Below are 18,390 nucleotides of genomic sequence, written 5' to 3' on the forward strand. Positions count from 1 at the left end.
AACTGACATCCGGAGACAGATCGTTTCGATAAACGCCACTCTCGGAGCGAAGGGCGAATACGATGAACTATCCAAATCAAGTAGCCAGAATCGACGCGCAACTCGCGAGTGTCGCATGTACTGCAGACCAAGCCGGAGTGACGCTCGTTCGGCGGACGCTCGAAGAACTGGACGATAGGTGGTACGGGAAGTTCGTCGTCGGGGTCTATGGTTCGCTGGCGGACGCGCCAGACATCGAGGCAGTCATCCCCGCCGCGACGGCGATCGAACTCCTCCGGGGGTACTGCCGTCTCCGGAGCGAACTTCTCGTTCAGGTCACCGACGAACGAGCGCACTCTCTCTCCCACGATGAATCGACGGCGCTGTTGGCCGGGGATTACCTATACACGTCAGCGTATTCGTTGCTCGATTCGCTCGGGTATCCAGCACTCGGCGCTTGTTCCGAGATCCTCACCGACGTGCTGATGGATGTCACGGCGGCATTCGTGACGGGGTATCGTCAGCAGTCACCGTCTAAGCTAGACTCGACGGCCTTCTTCGACGCAACGACGGGTACCATCGGTGAAGGTGCCGCCCTCCTCGGGGCGACACTCGCTAGAGCCGAGGAAAACAAGTACGAATCTATCGCAAGAGTTGGACGCGGATACAGCACGTCGAGACAGATACGTCGCATCCTCGGTGCCGACCCCGGCCTGTTTAAGGTCGTACCGCGTCTCATCGACGAGTCGAAATTGCAAACGCACGCGGACTTCTGGCGAGAGAACGCGGAGGTAGCGCTCTGTGATCTCTCGACGACGACGGACGTCACTCCGCTTCGACTACTCGTGGAGGCGAACGAATAACGGCAGTTACTAGTTCGCTGGCCCTCGGCGATATGCACTCGCATCCGCTCACCGACTGTCTCTTGCCTGAAATGCCACCCGGTCGATGCGGAAGTCGATGCGTCAAAAACCGCGCCGGTAGTTTCTCCTGACTCGCTCTACTAGGAACCGTAGAGCGTTCATGTCACTATCCATAACGTAACTGACGACGCTTCCGTTCTACGGGCATGCTCCCGCCCTCCACGACACCCGACTTCGTTCTCTCCGTGACCGCCGCCACCGTGGCAACGTGGTGGTTCCTCCGAATGCGGGAGACTCGGCTAAGGCAGTCACGGATGCCCGTCACCGTGGTCGCGTTAGTTGGAGCGGTCGCACTCCTCTCTTGCACCTCCTTCGGTTCGACTACGTCGCGGTACCGTCTCCTCCGTCGGGATTCGGTTCCGGGGCGTATCGGCGCGTCCTCCCCGTTATCGCGGCGGAGGGACTCAGCGTCGCCCTATCTCTCCTCGTCCTCGCGAGGGACAGATCGTGAGCGCCGACGGGGCCCGCTTGAGGGGCCCTCGCTCAGAGGCGGACGCCGCCGTCCACGACCAGCGTCTCGCCGGTGATCGCCGACGTGGTGGCGAACGTTCGGACCGCCTCCGCGACTTCCTCGGGTTCGACGAGTCGATCTATCGGCGACGCCTCCCGTGTGGCCGGTCGTCGCTCCTCCGCGAACATCTCCGTTTTCACCGGCCCCGGTGCGACCGCGTTCGAGAAGACACCGTCCTCGGTGTACTGCTTCGCGAGGGACTTCGTGAGTCCGAGCAGGCCGCTCTTCGACGCGCCGTACGTGACGTCCGTCGGGCTTCCGTCCGTCCCGGCGGTCGAGGAGACGTTCACGATTCGCCCCTCGCCGCGGTCGCGCATCCCGGGGAGGACGGCCCGCACGCAGTAGACCGCACCTTCGAGGTTCACGCGGAGCGTCTGTTGGATGGCCTCGTCCGACGCCGTCTCCAGCGGGGTCCCGTGCAACACGCCCGCGTTGTTGACGAGGACGTCGACGCCGCCGAGTTCGTCGCGCGCGCGGTCGACCATCTTCTCGACGTCGTCGGGGTCGCTGACGTCGCACCGGTGAGTGATCGCCTCCCGTCCGGCTTCTCTGACGTCCTCGGCGACGGCGTCCGCGCCCTCGCTGTCGCTGTGGTAGTGGACGACGACGTCGTGGTCGCGCCCGAGTTCGCGCGCTATCGCGCTCCCGATTCCGCCGCTCGCGCCGGTGACGAGTGCAGTGGGTGCCATCTGTCTCCGAGTTCTCGCTCTACACAAAAAGTCGTTTCAGCGGCGTGTCCGGAGCCCGCTTTCGCCGCGGACTCGTTCCCCCACCACAGAGTATATTACTAAGTGGTATTACTAGGTTGTCGATGGCAAAGACCCAACTCCAGCGCGCCCGAGGGGGCGAAACTACCCCCGCCGTGGAACGAGTCGCCGAGCGAGAGAACGCCGACCCGGAGTTCGTCCGACGGCAGGTTGCAGACGGGCGGGCGGTGATTCCGAACAACCGCGCCCACGAGTCGCTCGACCCGATGATAATCGGGCGGGAGTTCTCCACGAAGGTGAACGCGAACATCGGCAACAGCGATACGACCGGCGACGCCGAGGGGGAACTTCGGAAACTCCACGCCGCGGTCCACTACGGTGCCGACACGGTCATGGACCTCTCGACGGGCGAGAACCTCGACGAGACGCGCGAGGCGAACGTCGAACACTCGCCGGTTCCGATCGGGACGGTGCCGATTTACGAGGCCGTCAAGCGAGCGGACGGTCCCGAGGACATCACGCACGAACTGCTTCTCGACGTCGTCGAGAAGCAGGCCGAACAGGGCGTCGATTACATGACCATCCATGCGGGCGTGCTGATGGAGCACCTACCGCTGACCGACGGTCGGAAGACGGGTATCGTCTCGCGGGGCGGCTCCATCCTCGCCCGATGGATGGAGGAGAACGGGATGCAGAACCCCCTGTACGCGAAGTTCGAGGAGATATGCGACATCTTCGCCGAGCACGACGTGACGTTCTCGCTGGGGGACGGCCTCCGCCCCGGCAGTATCGCCGACGCCGGCGACGAGGCGCAGTTCGCCGAACTTGAGACGCTCGGGGAACTCACGCGCACCGCGCGGGAACGCGGCGTGCAGGTGATGGTCGAGGGGCCGGGCCACGTCCCGATGGACGAGATCGCCGACAACGTGGCGCGACAGCAGGACGTCTGCGACGGCGCGCCGTTCTACGTTCTCGGACCCCTCGTCACCGACATCGCGCCGGGGTACGACCACATCACGAGCGCGATCGGCGCGGCCGAGGCCGGACGCGCGGGCGCGGCGATGCTCTGTTACGTCACGCCCAAGGAGCACCTCGGCCTCCCCGACGAGGGAGACGTCCGAGACGGTCTCGCGGCGTACAGAATCGCGGCCCACGCCGCCGACGTCGCCAACGGCCTGCCGGGCGCGCGCGACTGGGACGACGCGCTCTCGGAGGCCCGGTACGAGTTCGACTGGCGGCGGCAGTTCGAACTCGCCTTGGACCCCGAACGCGCCCGGAGTTATCACGACCAGACGCTGCCCGGTGACAACTACAAGGACGCGCAGTTCTGCTCGATGTGCGGCGTCGAGTTCTGCTCGATGCGCATCGACCGGGACGCGCGGGACGCCGACGGCGAGATGGAGGCGATAGACGACGGGACGAATCTCGATACCTCCCCCGCCGCGGAGGCGAACCTCCCGCCGGTCGGCACCCACGACACCAGTCGCGTCCCCGACGAGATAGAAGTCGGCGGGGTCACGTTCACGCCCGAGGAGTCGCACGGAGGCGACTGAGAGCCGCCGCTCTCGAACGCTCCCGCGCGTCGAGGCGTACCGGACGAAGATATATCTCCGACGGGGCGCGATTGTCACCAACAGGAAGCTCATGTCCGCGACACGAACCCGCCGAGTGATGTACCCCGGACGGTGGTGGATTCCGGTTCTGGCGGTTCCCGTCCTGTTTCTCCTCTGGCTTTCGGTCAAACTGGTGAACCTCGCGTTCGGGCTGTCTCTCGGGCCGCGCGTTTCGGGGTACCTCGTTGAGACTGCATCGGCGCTCGTCGCCGTCAGTTACGCAATCTCCCTGTTCGCACCGTTCGCGCTCTACCACGACCGCGGGTACGTGAGCGAACGGTCCGAGTGGACGCCGACGCTCCTCTCCCTGTTCGTCTTCGTTCCGCTCCTGAACGTGCCGATAGCGACCCTCTATCTGGTCCGGCGTCGCCGGTTCGTGGGCGCTCCATAGTTCGTTCTCCCTACCCCCCGATGGTGAGCGAGAACCCCCACTCGAAGAGACCGTAATAGTGCGGGGCGAAGAGCTGTCCTCCGACGGTACCGAGGGGTCGTGACCGTCTCGATCGCTCCCCTCTCCGACGGATGAAGTGGCGGAACGGACGAATTACGTCGTATCCGACTACTTCTGCCCCAGCGGTAAAGAGCCGACGTCCGCTATCACTTATATGGCCGGTGTCTCCGAGGAGACGAACGTTGGTCGAGAGGGGGCCGCGAACCGGGACGGCGAAACGCCGGTCGTCGAACGGCCCGAGACGGCCGACGAGGCGACCGTCCACGAGGAGGGGACGGAACTCGAACGAACGATCGGCGTTCGGGGCGGCGTCGCCATCGGCGTCGGGACGATGATAGGCGCGGGCATCTTCGTGTTTCCGGGCATCGCCGCCGGGCAGGCGGGCCCCGCCGCCGCCGGATCGTTCGCGATCGGCGCAGTCATCGCACTTCTCGTCGCCTTACCTACGTCGGAACTGGCGACGGCGATGCCCCGAAGCGGCGGCGGGTACTACTTCATCTCTCGGGGTATGGGGTCGCTGTTCGGCGCCATCGTCGGCCTCTCGCTTTGGTTCGGCCTGGTGTTCGCCTCCGCGTTCTACCTTGTCGGGTTCGGGTTCTACGCGGAGGCCGTCCTCACCAGACTCGGCGTCTCGCTCGGCGGGTTCGACATCGTCGTCCCGTTGGCGCTTCTGTTCGGCGCGTTCCTGACCGCGCTGAACGTCACTGGGACGGAGAACGCGGCGAAGCTCCAGAACGGCGTGGTCGGAGTTCTGTTGGTCATCATCGTCGGATTCCTCACGTTCGGCGGCCTCTCGGCGTTCGGGTTCGTCGGCGACCCCGAACCCATTAGCGAACCGTTCCTGTCGCAGGGCGCGTTCTCGGTGTTGACCACCGCCGCGTTGGTATTCACGTCCTACCTCGGGTTCGCGCAGGTGGCCACCGTCGCCGGCGAAATCAAACAACCGGGGCGGAACCTCCCGCTGGCGATGGTCGGGTCCGTCGTCATCGTCGGCGTTCTGTACGTGGCGACTATCTTCGTGGCGGTCAGCGCCTTCGGCAGCGAACGCCTCTCGACGCTCGGGGAGACGGCGATGGTGACCGTCGCCGAGAGCTTCATGGGACCGCTCGGCGCGTTCCTCATCCTCGTCGGCGGGTTGCTCGCGACGGTGTCGAGCGCGAACGCGTCGATTCTCAGCACCTCGCGCGCGATTTACGCGGTGAGCAAGGACGCCCTCCTCCCGCGCGCCGCGAGTCGAATCAACCTGAAGTACGGCACCCCGCACGTCGCACTCGGGATGGCCGGCGGCCCGATTCTCGCGCTCATCCTCCTGGGCGAGGTGGACGTCCTCGCGGAAGTCGCCTCCTTCCTCCACCTCGTCATGTACGGGCTGATGTGCGTCGCGCTCATCGCGCTTCGCCGAGACGAACCCGAGTGGTACGACCCCGACTTCCGCGTCCCCGGCTACCCGGTCGTCCCGGTACTCGGCGGACTGGCCAGCTTCGCGCTCATCGGGTTCATGCAACCCGCTTCCCAGTTGATCGGTGCCGCGATAATGCTGCTCTCCGCGGGCTGGTACTTCTATTACGCTCGCGGCGTGAAGCTCAGGGGGGTCCTCTGATGACCGAACCCGACTGGACGGTACTCGTACCGTTGGAAGTCCTCGAAGGCGAGGCGGTGCCCGACACCGTCGTCGAACTGCTCTCGACGCTCTCCGTCGTCGTGCTGGGGTACCACGTGCTGCCCGAACAGACCCCGCCGGGACAGGCGCGGATGCAGTTCGAAGACCGGGCGCAGTCGATACTGGACGACGTGGCGAGCGACTTCCGCGAGGCCGGAAGCGCCTGCGAGACTCGCCTCGTGTTCACCCACGACGAGGAGCAGACGATGAACCGCGTCGCCGACGAGACGGGGTGCGGAGCGATCCTCGTGCCGAACCCGTCCTCGCGCGTCGAACGGGTGCTGGTCCCCCTCCGCGGGGAGGTGGACGTCGCCCGCGTCACGTCGTTCGTCGCGTCGATGCTCGGCGGCCGCGACGTCGGAGTGACGCTCTACCACGTCGCCGACGACGAGGCGTCCGAACCGGCGGGCCGGTCGATGGTGGAGGGCGCGGCGACGCGACTGCGCGAACGCGGCGTCCCGTCGGCCGGAATCGAGACGGAAGTCGCCGTCTCCGGCGCGCCGGTCCGAACCATCGCGGCCGCGGCCGCCGACCACGACGTCGTCGTCATGGGCGAGAGCGAACCGTCGCTCCGGTCGTTCCTCTTCGGCGAGACGGCCGAACAGGTCGCGGCCCAGTCGTTCGGACCGGTAGTCGTCGTCCGGCGTCCGCGGGGCGCGAACGCCAGCGAGTGACCGAGGCGTTCACTCCCGGATGACCACCACGGGGAGGTGAGTCTGGTCGGCGATGGATTGGTACGTGTTGCCGAAAACTCGCTCGAAGGTGGGTTCGCCCGTCTCGCCCATGACGATGAGGTCGTAGTCCCGGGATTTCTGGCTTATCTCGAACGGCGGGTCGTCGGACTCGGCCACCTCCGTGTCGATGGAGAACTTCGAGAACCCGGCGTCGACGAGTCTCTCCTTCAGCGAGGCGAGCATCTCCTCTTTCTCCGCGACGTCGTCCGCGTCGGTGACGTTGAGGAGCGTCGTGTGGTGGATGACGTCCTCGTTCAGCGTTCCGACGAACCGGGCGATGGACTCGGCGAACGTCTCGTCGCGGACGGCGATGAGGACTCTCCCGAGGTGCGTGATCGGGTTCGGAACCAACAGCGCGTCCACGTCGCGTTCCTCCGCGACGGCCGTCGGCGTCCCTTCTAACTCCTGCCCCGTGACCAGTTCGACCTCCGCGGTTTCGCCGGAGCGGACGAACTGGTGGGCCAGCGAGTACAGCGTGTAGTTCGCCTCGATTTCGCGTCGCTGCCGTTCGTCGGGGTCCACGTCGTCGGGCATCTCGTAGACGCCGAGGAGGATGACTCGACAGGAGGTGAAGCCGCCCACGAAGGAGGACGGAAGCGGGTCGGGGTCGGGGAACTCGATCGGAACCAAGAGCGTCGGTGAGGACATCGATAAATCACCTACGCCGACGTACGGACGACGCGGTAAAGTGTCTTTTCGATTAGACGAACGGGGATTCCGTCGACGGCACCGACCCGCGCCCGCAGGTGGACGACTGCGAGTCCGATCACCGTCGGCCCGAGGGCGGCGACGCCGTCGCCGCGTCGGAGTCCCGCACCGTCGGCGTAGGGGTACCGGAGAGAGTCTTCGAGCACGGTTACGCTCCATCGCTGCCTGTCCGACCTGAGAGAACCGTACGATGCGGTACCTATCGCTCGCTGAGGAGGAAACGGACTCTCGCGGACCGGCCTCCGCGGACGGGTTCGAGCGTTCTTTTCCCTTCCGTGCTAAGTAGTCCCAAGGTACTTCGCCCCGCGGGGCGTGACTCTACGCGCCATGTCCTTCGACCCCGACGCAGTCGAGACCATCGCGTTCGACTCCTACGGCACTATCGTGGACGTCACGGCGGTGGCGGAACCGCTCTCGGAGCACGTCGAGTCGCCCGACGCCGTCTCGAAACTCTGGCGGAACCGATCGCTGCTGTACGCGACGGTCGGGAACGCCATCGGAGAGTACGACTCGTTCTTCGAGATGAACTGCCACGCGCTCCGGTACGCCCTCGAAACGCTGGGAATCGACCTCTCGGAGGACGAACGCGAGGAGGTGCTCTCGACGTACCACGAACTGCCGGTGTTCGACGACGTCCGCGAGGGGATGGAGCGACTGCACGACGCGGGCTACGACCTGTACGTCGTCTCCAACGGCAGCGAGGAGATGCTCGAATCGATGGTCGAACACGCGGATCTCGGCGACCTGATAGCGGAGACGGTGAGCGCCGACGAGATTGAGCAGTTCAAACCCGACCCCGGCCTGTACGAACACGCCGCCGACCGAATCGGGACGCCGATAGAGGAGATAACGTTCGTCGCCGCGGGGTGGTGGGACGTGCCGGGGGCGATGAACGCCGGGATGCAGGGCGTCTGGGTCAACCGGCAGGACACGCTCTGGGGTCCCTACGAGGCGGACCCCGATATGACCGTCGAGACGTTCGTCGAGTTCGCCGACGAACTCGGGGTCTGACCGCCTCCCGTCACTCGCCGCCGTCGCCGAACACCTCGACGATCTGCTCGCAGTACGCGTCGAGGTCGTCCGGTTTCCGACTCGTCACCAACCGCCCGTCGGTGACGACTTCCTCGTCCACCCACTCGCCGCCCGCGTTCCGGATGTCGGTCCGGAGGCTCGGGTAGGAGGTGAGCGTCCGACCCTCCACGACGTCGGCCTCGACCAGCGTCCACGGGCCGTGACAGATCGCGCCGACCGGCTTGTCCGCCTCGAAGAACTCGCGGACGAACGACACCGTCTCCTCGTCGGCGCGGAGTTTGTCCGCCCCGACGGTGCCGCCCGGGACGAGCAACGCGTCGTAATCGTCGGCGGAGACGTCGGAGACCGCCTTCTCTACCTCGTGCGTCCCGGCCGAGTTGAGGTCGCTCTCGACGGTCTGGGCGTCGCCCGTCTCCGGGCCGACCGCGTCCGCGTTCGCCCCGGCGTCCTCGACGGCCTGCCGCGGTTCGGTGAACTCGACCTCTTCTGTCCCCTCCGGTGCGAGCAGAATCGCCACGTTCGTATCGTCGAGCGCAGTCATGGTGTCTCGTCTCGAAACTGCGCCTCGACGTCCCTAAGTCGTGTGGCGAACCGTTCTTCCCCGCCGAGAACGCCGCGTCGAGGACCTCGCCGACGGACTCACGCGCCGTCGGCGCGGGCGAGCAGTTGGCGTCGGAGGCGTCGCACGTCCCGTCGCTCCCTGTCGCGCCACGGTTTGAACAGGAGGAAAAGCGCCCGTCGTCGGAGGAACCGAGCGAGGTAGGCGACGCTCGCATCCGAGAGCGTGACCGTCTGGAGGGTCGCGCCCGTCTCCTCTGTGTCCCCCAGTTGGGTCTCGATGGACCGCCGCAGTTCGTAGACGTACTCCCACTCCTCGGACCGAGAGCGGAGGGCGTACATCGCCCTGTTCTCCCGCGACCGCAACCAGTTACAGAGGACGTACCACTCTTCGGACTCCAACGCGATATCGCGGGGCATCGTCTCGGGGACCGTGCTACCGGGGCCGAAAGTATTGGTATTGTGGCCGCGCTACCCCGAACCCCCATGGCCGGCGATGTCTCCGTCGCTATCGACCCGCACGTCCACTCTGAGGGCTCCTACGACGGCCGTGAACCGGTTGAGTTGCTCCTCGAACAGGCCGACGACATCGGTCTGGACGGCATCGTCGTCACGGACCACGACGAGATAGACGAGTCCCTCCGGGCCGCCGAGTTGGCCCCCGAGTACGGCCTCGTCGGCATCCCCGGCGTCGAAGTCTCCACCGCCGCGGGGCACGTCCTCGCCATCGGCGTCGAAGAACGGCCGGAACCCCGACGGCCGTTCGACGAGACGGTCGAGACCGTCCGCGAGTTGGGCGGCGTCGCCGTCGTCCCCCACCCGTTCCAGCGAACCCGCCACGGCGTCCGAAAGCGACGAATCACGGACTGCGACGCCGTCGAGGTGTTCAACTCGTGGGTGTTCACGGGCTACCGCAACCGCCGGGCGAAGCGGTTCGCCGAGAACGAGGGCTACCCCGGCGTCGCCGCCAGCGACGCCCACTCGGCGGGGTATCTCGGGCGCGCGTTCACGGAGTTCACGGTACCCGACGCCGAGTCGAAAGCCGAGATCGACGGCGACGACGTGGTGGAGGCGATGGACGACGGCAGCGCGGAGATTCACGGCCGCCGCCAACCGCTGATTCGGAGCGCACACCACTACCTCGTCGGCGCGGGGCGGAAGACGGGGTGGGCGCTCAGCCGTCGCGCGCCGAACATTCTGTGACTCGGTGGACTGCCGCGGGCACCCACGAGAACGACCACACGGGCTCGAAGGCTCGGCGAACAATCGGGCGTCGCAGTCGAAGCGTGGGTTCTCGGGCGTCACTCAGCGGAGTCACTCCTCGGAGTCGAACACGTCGGGGTTCTCCGGCCCCTCGGCGCGGACGAACGCCTGCCCGACGGCGAGGAGTGACCGCGACTAGCCCCTCCCGGCGAAGAACCGGGCCAACCCGGCGCTTGTGACCATCTCGACGACGCCGAACGCGACGGCGGGGAGGGACGCCGCCGGGGGGAACCCCGCGGCGACGACGAGGGCGGCGGCGACGGCGAAGTCCCGCATCCCCACCGAGAGCGTCGCGGCGATCCGTTCCTCGGGGGCGAGGGACCGTCCGGCGACCCAGCCGAGGGCGTAGCCCCCGCCGTTGAGGGCGAGAGCGCCGACGGCGACGACGGCCAGTAGCGTCCCCCCGGACCGGACGACCGGCGCGTTCGCCGCCGCGACGATGCCGATGACGAGGACGACCATCAGCGCCGACACCGACGGGTACACGCCGTCGTACCGGCCCACGCGCCGCGGCCACCGCCACCGCGCGGCTATCGCCGCCGTCATCGGAATCACCACGGCGACGGCGAGTTGCTTGACGATCACGAGGGCGTCCACCGACACCGCGTCCCCGAGGAGGACGCGCAGAACCCCCGGGACGAAGGCGACCGTTCCGAACCCGACGGCGACGAGCGAAACCGTCGAGAGCGCCGTGTCGCCGCCGCTCAGTTCGGTCATCGTCGGCGTCACCAACTCCGGCGTCACCGCCCCGAGGACGACGAACCCCGCGGTCAACGGCGGGGACAGTCCGAGGAGGCGGGCGACGCCGAAGGCGACGAACGGCATCGCCGACTGGACGAGCAGAATCGTCGCCACCGCCCTGCCGCGCAACCCGCGGAACCGTTCCGGCGAGAGCGTCAGCGAGACGCTCCCGACCATGACCGCGAGAATCGGCGTCGAAAGCGGCGTGAGAGCGGAGAGCGACGGCGCGGCGAACCCGACGCCGACGGACAGAAGCACCAACGCGAGGAGGTGGTCGTCCACGAAGGCGGCCGCCCGACCGAGGCGAGAGGGTGGCATCGGACACCGCCGTCTTTCGGCGGTCCCGGCTTGTCGGTTCTGGTTCGGGGCCTCGGATGCCCCGAACCGTCTCGACGGCGACGAGGGAGAACCCGCCGTGCGGGAGGGTGCTGAGAACGACCGAACTTCGCTCCGGGACGCTCGACCCGACGGCCGCGACGACGGCCCCGCGGACGGCCACCGGCAGGCCGTCCCGCCTGCTGAGTCGCCCGGCGGCGCGGCGACTCGGGATCCTCGCCAGCATATTAGTTCTCTCCGGTCTCTATGCTACCTATGTACGACGCGATACTCGTTCCGACCGACGGAAGCGAGGCGGCGATGGACGCGGCGAAGCACGCGTACAGCCTCGGCGAACGGTACGACGCGACGGTCCACGTCCTCTCGGTCGTCACGAACAGCGAAAGCGCCACGATAGTCGGACAGGGAGACGAGAAGCTGGACACCCTCCGCGAACGCGGGACCGACTCGACGCGACGAATCGTCGAAGAGGCTCTCTCGCGGGACGTCGACGCCGTCGGCGCGGTCGAGATCGGAACCCCCGACCGGACGATTCTCGGCTACGCGGAGGAGAACGATATCGACGTCATCGTGATGAGCACCCACGCTCGGTCCGGCGTCGGCCGGTTCCTCAGGGGGAGCGTCACCGAACAGGTCATCCGCGACGGGGAGACGCCCGTGCTCGCGATACAGCGGTAACCGGAGAGCGCGAGTCGGTCGGACGGCGGAGGGGGAGCGCTCGAGAACGTAAATCAAGCCCCCCTCCACCCCGTATCCGCCTCTAATGGACATCGCCCGGTTGAACGAACGCGAGTTCCACCACATGCTTCTGGTCGCCGCCGTCTTGGGCGTCGGCGTCGGCCTCGTCGCCACTGGTTTCCGTCTCGTCTGGCTCTTCGTCAAGCACCACCTCTGGGGGGCGTTGGCCGCGCCCTACTGGCGCGTCCCGGTCAGCGTCGCCGCGGGTATCCTCATCGGCGCTATCCTCTATGCGACGTTCTACCCGGGGGCGCTCTCCACCCTCGTCCAGCAGTTCCACGCCGAGGGGCGCGTCGAAATCGAGGAGAACGTCCCCATCATCCCCGTCGGTCTCATCGGTCTGGTCGCCGGGCAGAACGCCGGCCCCGAGGGCGTGATGTCGGTCGTGGGCGGGTCGTTCGGGACGTACGTCTCTGAGCTGTTCGAGTTCGAGAACTCCGCGAAGTTGCTGACCCTCGCGGGGATGGGCGCGGGGTTCGGGGCGATTCTGGGCGCGCCCATCGGCGGCGCACTGCTCTGGTTAGAACTCCCCCACGAACGCGGACTGGAGTACTACGAGGCTATCGTCCCCACGTTCGTCGCCTCGTTCGCCGGTTACCTCACCGAAGTCGTCCTCGGCGGGATGGAACTGTTCCCCGCGTGGAAGACGGCGTCCATCGTGCCGCTGACCCCCGCGCAGTTGGGGTGGGCCGTCGCCGTTGGTCTCCTCTGTATCCCGTTCGGACTAGTGTACTCGAAGACGTTCTCGGTGATAGGACGGCTGTTTCGTCGGATGTCGCTCGCCGTCTACGTCCGAACGACGCTCGCCGGCGGCGTCATCGGCGTGCTCGGTTGGCTCGTTCCGCTGTCGTACTTCTACGGCGGTTCGAAGATGAACGTCCTGATGGAACGGGGTGCGTCGCTCGGTCCCGAGGGGTTGATGCTCACGCTCGCCGCGGTGATGGTCGCCGCCGGGTTCACGATTCACGGCAACTGGATCGGCGGCCTCATCATCCCGCACATGTTCATGGGGGCACTCGTCGGTCAAGCGGCGGCGTTGGTTGTTCCCGGCCTCTCGCCCGTGCTGGCGACGCTCGCGGGGATGGCCGCGTTCAACTCCGTCGTGACGGGGACGCCGCTCTCCTCGGCGCTCATCGCCATCGCCCTCACGGACGGTGCGAGCATCACTCCGGTGTTCCTCGCATCGCTCGTGGCGTTCGGAGCGAGTCCGTCCGTGCGGTTCCTCGACGAAGCCGCGCCGCGCTCGGAGTCTCCAAACTTCCACATCTCCGACGACTGACCGCGCCGCGCGACGAGCGCTCGAACCGTTCGGTCAGAGTGTTGAACAGGGCGGGGAACGACGGAGACGTATGAACCGGCGGCGAATGGGGACGAGCCTGTACGCGGGGGTGCTATTTAGCATCCTCGGGCTCGTCGGGTGGGTGAGCGGACATCCGTTCATCTTCCCGAGTCTCGGACCGTCGGCGTTCATCCTCGCGTTCGAGCGTCGCGGCGAACGGACGAGGACGTACCGAATCGTCGGGGGCCACCTCATCGGCGGCGTCTGCGGACTGTTCGCCTACTGGCTCCTCGCCGCGGGGACGGTGCTCACGACGTCTCCGCCCGGTCTCTCCCTGGAGGGCCTTCGGCTCGCCGCGAGCGGGTTTCTCTCCGTCGTCCTGACGAGTTGGGGGATGATAGCGACCGACACGAAGCACGCGCCGGCCTGCGCGACGACGCTCATCGTCTCGCTCGGACTGCTCTCGTCGCTGACCGAAGTCGCCATCATCGTCGCGAGCGTCGTTATCCTCGTCGAAACGCACTTGGGCGTGCTGTGGGCGTTCGAGCGGATCGTCGGCGACATCCCCGAACCGTCCGCGGCGGGCGACGAGGCCGAATCGACCGAGTGACCGAGAAGGGCACGCGCGACGGACGGAGGGCCCCTCACTGTTCCTGTTCGGGCGTCGTGAACGGAATCGTCGCGGCCGTCCGTTTCGTGACGGTGGCGATGCGGAGGATGTACGCGAACAGGACCGAGAGGGGGGCGAGGCCGACAGTCACGACCGCGGGGACCAACAGGGGGACGACGAACGACGGGACGGACGCCCCCGACGAGGCGGTGAACAGGAACAAGCCGGACGCGACGCCGGCCACCGCGGGAAGTCCGACGTAGAACAGGCGACGCGACAGTTCGGCGAGTTGCTGTTGGAGGTAGATGGATTTGAAGTACTGCCGCGCGACGTCGATGCGCTGGAGTTCGTCGATGAGCCTGTCTATCGCCTCCTTCACGTGCCCCGGGAGGCTGTCGTCGTGCCGCGATTTGATCCGGCGGAGGCGGTTGATGTCCCTCGCGTAGTTGGTGGTGAGCGTCGCCGAGAGGACGTGGAACGTCGACGCGTCCGACTTTTGGAGGAGCCGGTCCGTCCGGTCCAGTTGTTCGGTCACCCGCGAGACGGCGGCGTCGACTTCGCCGTACACCTCGTCGTTCGTCTCCGCGATGGAGAGGCCGCCTAACTCCTGCGCCGCCTTCCGCGTGTTCTCGACGACCAACCGGAGGAAACCCAACGGTTCCACCGGGGCGATTCGCCCGGCGGCGTCCTCGACGTCCGTCCGGTAGTCGATGACGCCCTCCATCTGCGACTCCAGTTCGTCGGGCGTGCCTAGCTCCCGCGAGAGCAACAGTTGACTGATGGAGACGACGACGGTGATGACGGTGAGGTTGCCGCTGATCAGTCCGCCGTACACGTAGTAGATAGGCTGCTTACTCACGAACAGGCTCAGGCCCGAGAGACTCAGTGAGGTGACGAAGACGAACAGAGCGAGGGCCGTTATCCCCGCGACGACGGCTCTGCTGCCGTCGAGCAAGAACCACTCTCTCCACTTCCCTTTGGAGGCCCAAGACTCCTCCTTCGATGACATCGACGTCGACTAGGACACCGATTTCAAAAGACTCCTCGGCCGTCGCGCCGCGTACGGCGTTTTCAGCGCGAAGATTCGAACAGGTCGCGCAGTTCCGCCACGTCGCCGGGCGTCGTCCCGCCGAAGAACTCCCTGTCTCGCTTCGACATCCGGCGAATCTCCGCCTCGGTGAACGTCATCTCCGGGTCTATCGACGCTCTCGGTTCGACGCAGCGACTCGCGTCTATCTCGTACTCCTGGCCGAAACACCGCTCGAAGATGTACTTCGCCCGTCGCAGGTGCAGGCAGGAACTGACGACGCGGACGGTGTCGCCGCCCCAGTCAAGTTCGTCCACGAGGAGGCGGGTGAAGAAGCCGTTCTCCCGCGTGTTACGGGCGTTCGACTCCACCAGCACCGTCTCTCGGGGGACGCCGCGCGTCACCGCGTAGTCGCGCATCGCCTCGGCCTCCGACTTCGGAACGTCCGGGTTCGTCGCCCCGCCGGTGAAAATCAGGTACGGGGCGTCCGTCTCTCGGAACACGTCGATGGAGAGGTCCACGCGCCGCCGGAGGTGCGTGTGAACCTCCTCGCCGATCAACCGCTGTCCGAGCGTAATCACGACCATGGGCGGATACCGCGCCCGCGGCGACGTAAGTGGCGGTGAAGTCCGTCGGCCCCGCCCGACGCCTCCCGAACGTATATGGCTCGGGTGCCTGCCACATCCTCCCATAGCCAGTGCAGGCATCGAGTTCCTGTTCGAGTCGGCCGCCGCCCGCGGTTCGTCCGAGCGTACCTGCCCGAGGCGTGGGACCGGTTCGACGGCCTCGACTCGCGGAGGCTCGCGACGTACGGTGAGGAGGGGTACGACAGCCTCCTCGAACAGCAACAGGACGCCAAGGGCGAGGCGGGCGGCGAGTGGGACTACCGGCTGAAACCCCTCGTCTCGGAGTTCTCGCTGTCGTACCTCCGCGAATTCGGGGAGACGCTTCCGCCGGTCGGGGACGAACGCGACGGGAACCCCCTGGCGTTCGGCTTCTGGGCCGTCATCCACTACGCGATGATTCAGTGCGGGTACGACTGGTACGAAGAGACGGCCGCCTGCGGGAAGGCGATGCGGAACCGGCTGAAGTCCGTCGCGGCCTACCGCGGGGCCGACGCCGCCCGCGAGGAGTACGACCGACTGCCCGCCGAGTTGGAGGCGTACGAAGCCGAGTTGGAGGCGTACCTCGACGCTCACCCGACGAGCGAGGCGACGATACGCTGACGGTCGGCCGTCCTTCCTCTCGCCGCGAGAACAGTCGACTGCGCCGCGTTCGGAACGCGTCCGGCGACGTTACGGCCCGGCCCCGGAGTCGTCGGGCGTCTGCTCCAGGAGCGTCCGACCGTCGTCCTCGAACGCCTCCGGCACCTCGCCGTTCTCGACGAGGTTTTCGAGCATCGGCTTACACTGCGGGTGCGCGAGGCTCTCTAACGCCTGTTTCCGCAGGTCGTCTCCGAGGCCGTCGTTCCGGACCAATTCGGCCAGCGTGTCGCACTCGTTCGCCGCTTCGAGTTGGTCTATCGCCCGTTCGCGCTCCTCTCTGTCGCTCGATTCGTCGAGCGCGATTTCGTGGTTCTCCTCGGGGGTTGCCATGACGGACAGAGAGTTTCGGTGGTCGCCACTATACCCTTGTGGGCACCGTTCGCGCACGCTACCTGTCGATCTCGCCGCACGTTCGTCGCGCGGACGCCGACGCGCAGAATCGAGAGCGGGTCGCTCGCCGTCCCCTCCCTCCGCGACTTCCGGCGGCGTCGGAGTCGCCGAAAGCGGGGGGACGCTCCGACCGTTCGCGGCGAACGAGCCGGGTCGATATTCATCTATAGATGACGACATCTGGGTGCCCGAGCGCGAAATTAGCATATGGCGAATTCCTGTATTGGTTCGGTAGAGTCACTCTCTACAGGATTTCAACGTACGACAGTTGCGACTGTCTGTAATGTCAGCCATATGAATTTTTTACGTGGCGACCGACCGACGACGTGGATGTTTTACCACGACAACGACCTGCAGTACCCCGTCGAAGTCGAAGAGCCCGACCCGAGATTCGCGAAGATGCTGCAGGAGGCCATCGGCGGCGTCGAAGGCGAGATGCGCGTCTGCCTCCAGTACCTCTTCCAGTCTTGGGGCGTCCCGGACGAACACGAGGAGTACCGGAAACTGCTCTTGGAGACCGCGACGGAGGAGATAGGCCACATCGAGATGCTGGCGACGGCGGTGACGAAGAACCTCGAAGGCGCGCCGACGCAACTGAAAGACGAGATGACGGAGGACCCCGTCATCAACGCGACGATGTCCGGCATGATGCCGCGACAGTACCTCTCCTCGGGCCTGAAGGCGATGCCCGTGGACGCCAACGGCAACCCCTTCAACGCGAGTTACGTCGTCGCGTCGGGTAACCTCGCGGCCGACATGTACGCGAACGTCATGGCCGAATCGACCGGTCGGCTTCTGGCGACGCGCCTGTACGAGATGACCGACGACCCCGGCATGAAGGACATGCTCGCGTACCTCATCGCCCGCGACACGATGCACCAGAACCAGTTCCTGAAGGCGGTGCAGTCGCTCGGTGACCCGGACGACCCCCACGACCACCTGCCGATTCCGGACAGCTTCCCCGACGCCAAGGAACTGGAGGAGTACAACTACTCGTTCCTCTCGACGATGCGCGAGAAGGCCGACTACGAAGCGCCGTGGACCGAGGGCATGTCGGTGGACGGCGAGGGCGAGTTCTCCCTCCTGCACGAACTGGACCTCGAAGGCGGCGAACGGAGCGTCCCGAAGGCGAACCCCGAGACGCACAACGAAGTCAAGGAGAAAGGCGAGGACTGAGGCGCGCCGACCGCCGAACGCGCAGTCGCCGCCTTCCCCGGCTACCTTTTTCTCGCGCCGCCCCGAACCGCCGCCCGTGACCGCCATCGTGTTCGACCTCGACGGGACGCTTCTCCGTCCGACGCGACCCTACCGCGACGTCCTCTCCGACGCCTTCGAGGCGGCGACGGGCGAAGTCAGGCCGGAGTGGGTGGACGCCTACGACGAGGCGTTCTGGGACCTGTTCTCCGACTGCGAGCCCGACCCGTTTCGCGGCGCGTTCTCCCGGATAGACGGGTGCCCCGACCCGGACTCGCTGGTCGAGTCGCTTCGAGAGTACGAGTGCGAGTCGATGCGCCCGCCCGACGGGGTCCGCGCCGACCTCGAACGCCTCTCCGAGGAGTACCGACTGGGCGTCCTCACCAACGGCGTCCGTGAGTGGCAGGTGCACAAACTCCGGACACACGGCCTGTTCGACTACTTCGACGCGGTGGTGGCGTCCTACGAAGTCGGCGCGCACAAACCGGACGCCGCGCCCTACCGCGCCGTCGAGGAACGCCTCCCCGCCGAGGCGTACGCGATGGTCGGCGACTCCGAGACGGACGTTCGGGGCGCGCGCGACGCCGGGTGGACCGCCCACCGGTACGACGGCGGCGGGTTCGGCGACCTTCCGGACGCCCTCGTCGGTGCGTGAGTCCGGGCCTCGCGGA

At 66.6% G+C, this 18,390-nt stretch carries 22 protein-coding genes; 13 read left to right on the forward strand and 9 right to left on the reverse strand.

All coding sequences use genetic code 11. The features are described from left to right. The first annotated feature begins 62 nt into the window (after positions 1-62). The gene (locus ACFQEV_RS12375; protein WP_379696376.1) at positions 63-842 is read left to right on the forward strand and encodes a polyprenyl synthetase family protein; all 780 of its coding nucleotides are present in this window, start codon (positions 63-65) and stop codon (positions 840-842) included. A 543-nt stretch (positions 843-1,385) separates the two neighbouring features. On the opposite strand, the gene ACFQEV_RS12380 is transcribed toward ACFQEV_RS12375, so the two are convergent. After that, positions 1,386-2,102 (reverse strand): SDR family NAD(P)-dependent oxidoreductase, encoded by a 717-nt coding sequence (locus tag ACFQEV_RS12380; RefSeq protein ID WP_379696379.1) that lies wholly within the window; start codon positions 2,100-2,102, stop codon positions 1,386-1,388. A gap of 122 nt (positions 2,103-2,224) precedes the next feature. Here ACFQEV_RS12380 and thiC point away from each other — a divergent pair, with 122 nt between their 5' ends. From thiC to ACFQEV_RS12400, 4 genes are all read left to right on the forward strand, one after another. Beyond that, complete coding sequence (gene thiC / locus ACFQEV_RS12385; RefSeq protein ID WP_379696382.1) at positions 2,225-3,673, forward strand: phosphomethylpyrimidine synthase ThiC; 1,449 nt, start codon at positions 2,225-2,227, stop codon at positions 3,671-3,673. Between the two features lie 118 nt (positions 3,674-3,791). After that, entirely contained in the window at positions 3,792-4,124 is a 333-nt protein-coding gene (locus ACFQEV_RS12390) for a hypothetical protein (protein WP_379696385.1), read from the forward strand. A 214-nt stretch (positions 4,125-4,338) separates the two neighbouring features. Next, entirely contained in the window at positions 4,339-5,784 is a 1,446-nt protein-coding gene (locus ACFQEV_RS12395) for an APC family permease (RefSeq protein WP_379696388.1), read from the forward strand. Continuing rightward, complete coding sequence (locus ACFQEV_RS12400; RefSeq protein WP_379696391.1) at positions 5,784-6,518, forward strand: universal stress protein; 735 nt, start codon at positions 5,784-5,786, stop codon at positions 6,516-6,518. The genes ACFQEV_RS12395 and ACFQEV_RS12400 overlap by 1 nt, the downstream gene beginning before the upstream one ends. Positions 6,519-6,527: 9 nt before the next feature. On the opposite strand, the gene ACFQEV_RS12405 is transcribed toward ACFQEV_RS12400, so the two are convergent. Both ACFQEV_RS12405 and ACFQEV_RS12410 read right to left on the reverse strand, forming a co-directional pair. Beyond that, positions 6,528-7,226, reverse strand: coding sequence for a universal stress protein (locus tag ACFQEV_RS12405; protein ID WP_379696394.1), 699 nt, complete (start codon positions 7,224-7,226; stop codon positions 6,528-6,530). An 11-nt stretch (positions 7,227-7,237) separates the two neighbouring features. Then, positions 7,238-7,432 (reverse strand): hypothetical protein, encoded by a 195-nt coding sequence (locus tag ACFQEV_RS12410; protein WP_379696397.1) that lies wholly within the window; start codon positions 7,430-7,432, stop codon positions 7,238-7,240. A gap of 181 nt (positions 7,433-7,613) precedes the next feature. Between ACFQEV_RS12410 and ACFQEV_RS12415 the strand changes: the two genes are divergently transcribed. Beyond that, entirely contained in the window at positions 7,614-8,297 is a 684-nt protein-coding gene (locus tag ACFQEV_RS12415) for a haloacid dehalogenase type II (protein WP_379696400.1), read from the forward strand. 10 nt (positions 8,298-8,307) lie between these two features. Here ACFQEV_RS12415 and ACFQEV_RS12420 read toward each other — a convergent pair whose 3' ends face one another. Further along, on the reverse strand, positions 8,308-8,859 hold the full coding sequence (locus ACFQEV_RS12420) for a type 1 glutamine amidotransferase domain-containing protein (protein WP_379696403.1): 552 nt from the start codon (positions 8,857-8,859) through the stop codon (positions 8,308-8,310). A 98-nt stretch (positions 8,860-8,957) separates the two neighbouring features. Beyond that, positions 8,958-9,296 (reverse strand): hypothetical protein, encoded by a 339-nt coding sequence (locus ACFQEV_RS12425; RefSeq protein WP_379696407.1) that lies wholly within the window; start codon positions 9,294-9,296, stop codon positions 8,958-8,960. A 66-nt stretch (positions 9,297-9,362) separates the two neighbouring features. Here ACFQEV_RS12425 and ACFQEV_RS12430 point away from each other — a divergent pair, with 66 nt between their 5' ends. Beyond that, a complete protein-coding gene (locus tag ACFQEV_RS12430; protein ID WP_379696410.1) occupies positions 9,363-10,079 on the forward strand; it encodes a CehA/McbA family metallohydrolase in 717 nt (238 codons plus the stop codon). Between the two features lie 195 nt (positions 10,080-10,274). On the opposite strand, the gene ACFQEV_RS12435 is transcribed toward ACFQEV_RS12430, so the two are convergent. Continuing rightward, positions 10,275-11,198, reverse strand: a complete 924-nt coding sequence (locus ACFQEV_RS12435) for a bile acid:sodium symporter family protein (RefSeq protein WP_379696413.1) — start codon at positions 11,196-11,198, stop codon at positions 10,275-10,277. A 273-nt stretch (positions 11,199-11,471) separates the two neighbouring features. Here ACFQEV_RS12435 and ACFQEV_RS12445 point away from each other — a divergent pair, with 273 nt between their 5' ends. The 3 genes from ACFQEV_RS12445 to ACFQEV_RS12455 all read left to right on the forward strand — a co-directional run bounded on the left by ACFQEV_RS12445 (position 11,472) and on the right by ACFQEV_RS12455 (position 13,843). Continuing rightward, positions 11,472-11,894 carry a universal stress protein gene (locus ACFQEV_RS12445; RefSeq protein ID WP_092535647.1) on the forward strand — a complete coding sequence of 141 codons (423 nt, stop codon included), beginning with the start codon at positions 11,472-11,474 and terminating at the stop codon, positions 11,892-11,894. Between the two features lie 85 nt (positions 11,895-11,979). After that, on the forward strand, positions 11,980-13,233 hold the full coding sequence (locus tag ACFQEV_RS12450) for a chloride channel protein (protein WP_379696417.1): 1,254 nt from the start codon (positions 11,980-11,982) through the stop codon (positions 13,231-13,233). Between the two features lie 70 nt (positions 13,234-13,303). After that, complete coding sequence (locus ACFQEV_RS12455; RefSeq protein ID WP_379696420.1) at positions 13,304-13,843, forward strand: HPP family protein; 540 nt, start codon at positions 13,304-13,306, stop codon at positions 13,841-13,843. A 34-nt stretch (positions 13,844-13,877) separates the two neighbouring features. Here the strand turns inward: ACFQEV_RS12455 and ACFQEV_RS12460 are convergent, their stop codons facing one another. Together ACFQEV_RS12460 and ACFQEV_RS12465 are read right to left on the reverse strand one after the other, a co-directional pair. After that, the gene (locus tag ACFQEV_RS12460) at positions 13,878-14,852 is read right to left on the reverse strand and encodes a DUF7972 family membrane protein (protein ID WP_379696423.1); all 975 of its coding nucleotides are present in this window, start codon (positions 14,850-14,852) and stop codon (positions 13,878-13,880) included. A 62-nt stretch (positions 14,853-14,914) separates the two neighbouring features. Then, positions 14,915-15,457 (reverse strand): YdcF family protein, encoded by a 543-nt coding sequence (locus ACFQEV_RS12465; protein WP_379696426.1) that lies wholly within the window; start codon positions 15,455-15,457, stop codon positions 14,915-14,917. Positions 15,458-15,541: 84 nt separating this feature from the next. On the opposite strand from ACFQEV_RS12465, the gene ACFQEV_RS12470 reads away from it, so the two are divergent. After that, the gene (locus tag ACFQEV_RS12470) at positions 15,542-16,096 is read left to right on the forward strand and encodes a hypothetical protein (RefSeq protein WP_379696430.1); all 555 of its coding nucleotides are present in this window, start codon (positions 15,542-15,544) and stop codon (positions 16,094-16,096) included. A 69-nt stretch (positions 16,097-16,165) separates the two neighbouring features. Here ACFQEV_RS12470 and ACFQEV_RS12475 read toward each other — a convergent pair whose 3' ends face one another. Then, entirely contained in the window at positions 16,166-16,465 is a 300-nt protein-coding gene (locus ACFQEV_RS12475; RefSeq protein WP_379696432.1) for a hypothetical protein, read from the reverse strand. 390 nt (positions 16,466-16,855) lie between these two features. On the opposite strand from ACFQEV_RS12475, the gene ACFQEV_RS12480 reads away from it, so the two are divergent. Together ACFQEV_RS12480 and ACFQEV_RS12485 are read left to right on the forward strand one after the other, a co-directional pair. After that, complete coding sequence (locus tag ACFQEV_RS12480) at positions 16,856-17,701, forward strand: manganese catalase family protein (protein WP_379696435.1); 846 nt, start codon at positions 16,856-16,858, stop codon at positions 17,699-17,701. 76 nt (positions 17,702-17,777) lie between these two features. Next, positions 17,778-18,374 carry an HAD family hydrolase gene (locus ACFQEV_RS12485; protein WP_379696438.1) on the forward strand — a complete coding sequence of 199 codons (597 nt, stop codon included), beginning with the start codon at positions 17,778-17,780 and terminating at the stop codon, positions 18,372-18,374. Positions 18,375-18,390 lie beyond the last annotated feature (16 nt).

Source organism: Halopelagius fulvigenes (assembly GCF_042662625.1).
In the GTDB taxonomy this organism is placed as follows: domain Archaea; phylum Halobacteriota; class Halobacteria; order Halobacteriales; family Haloferacaceae; genus Halopelagius; species Halopelagius fulvigenes.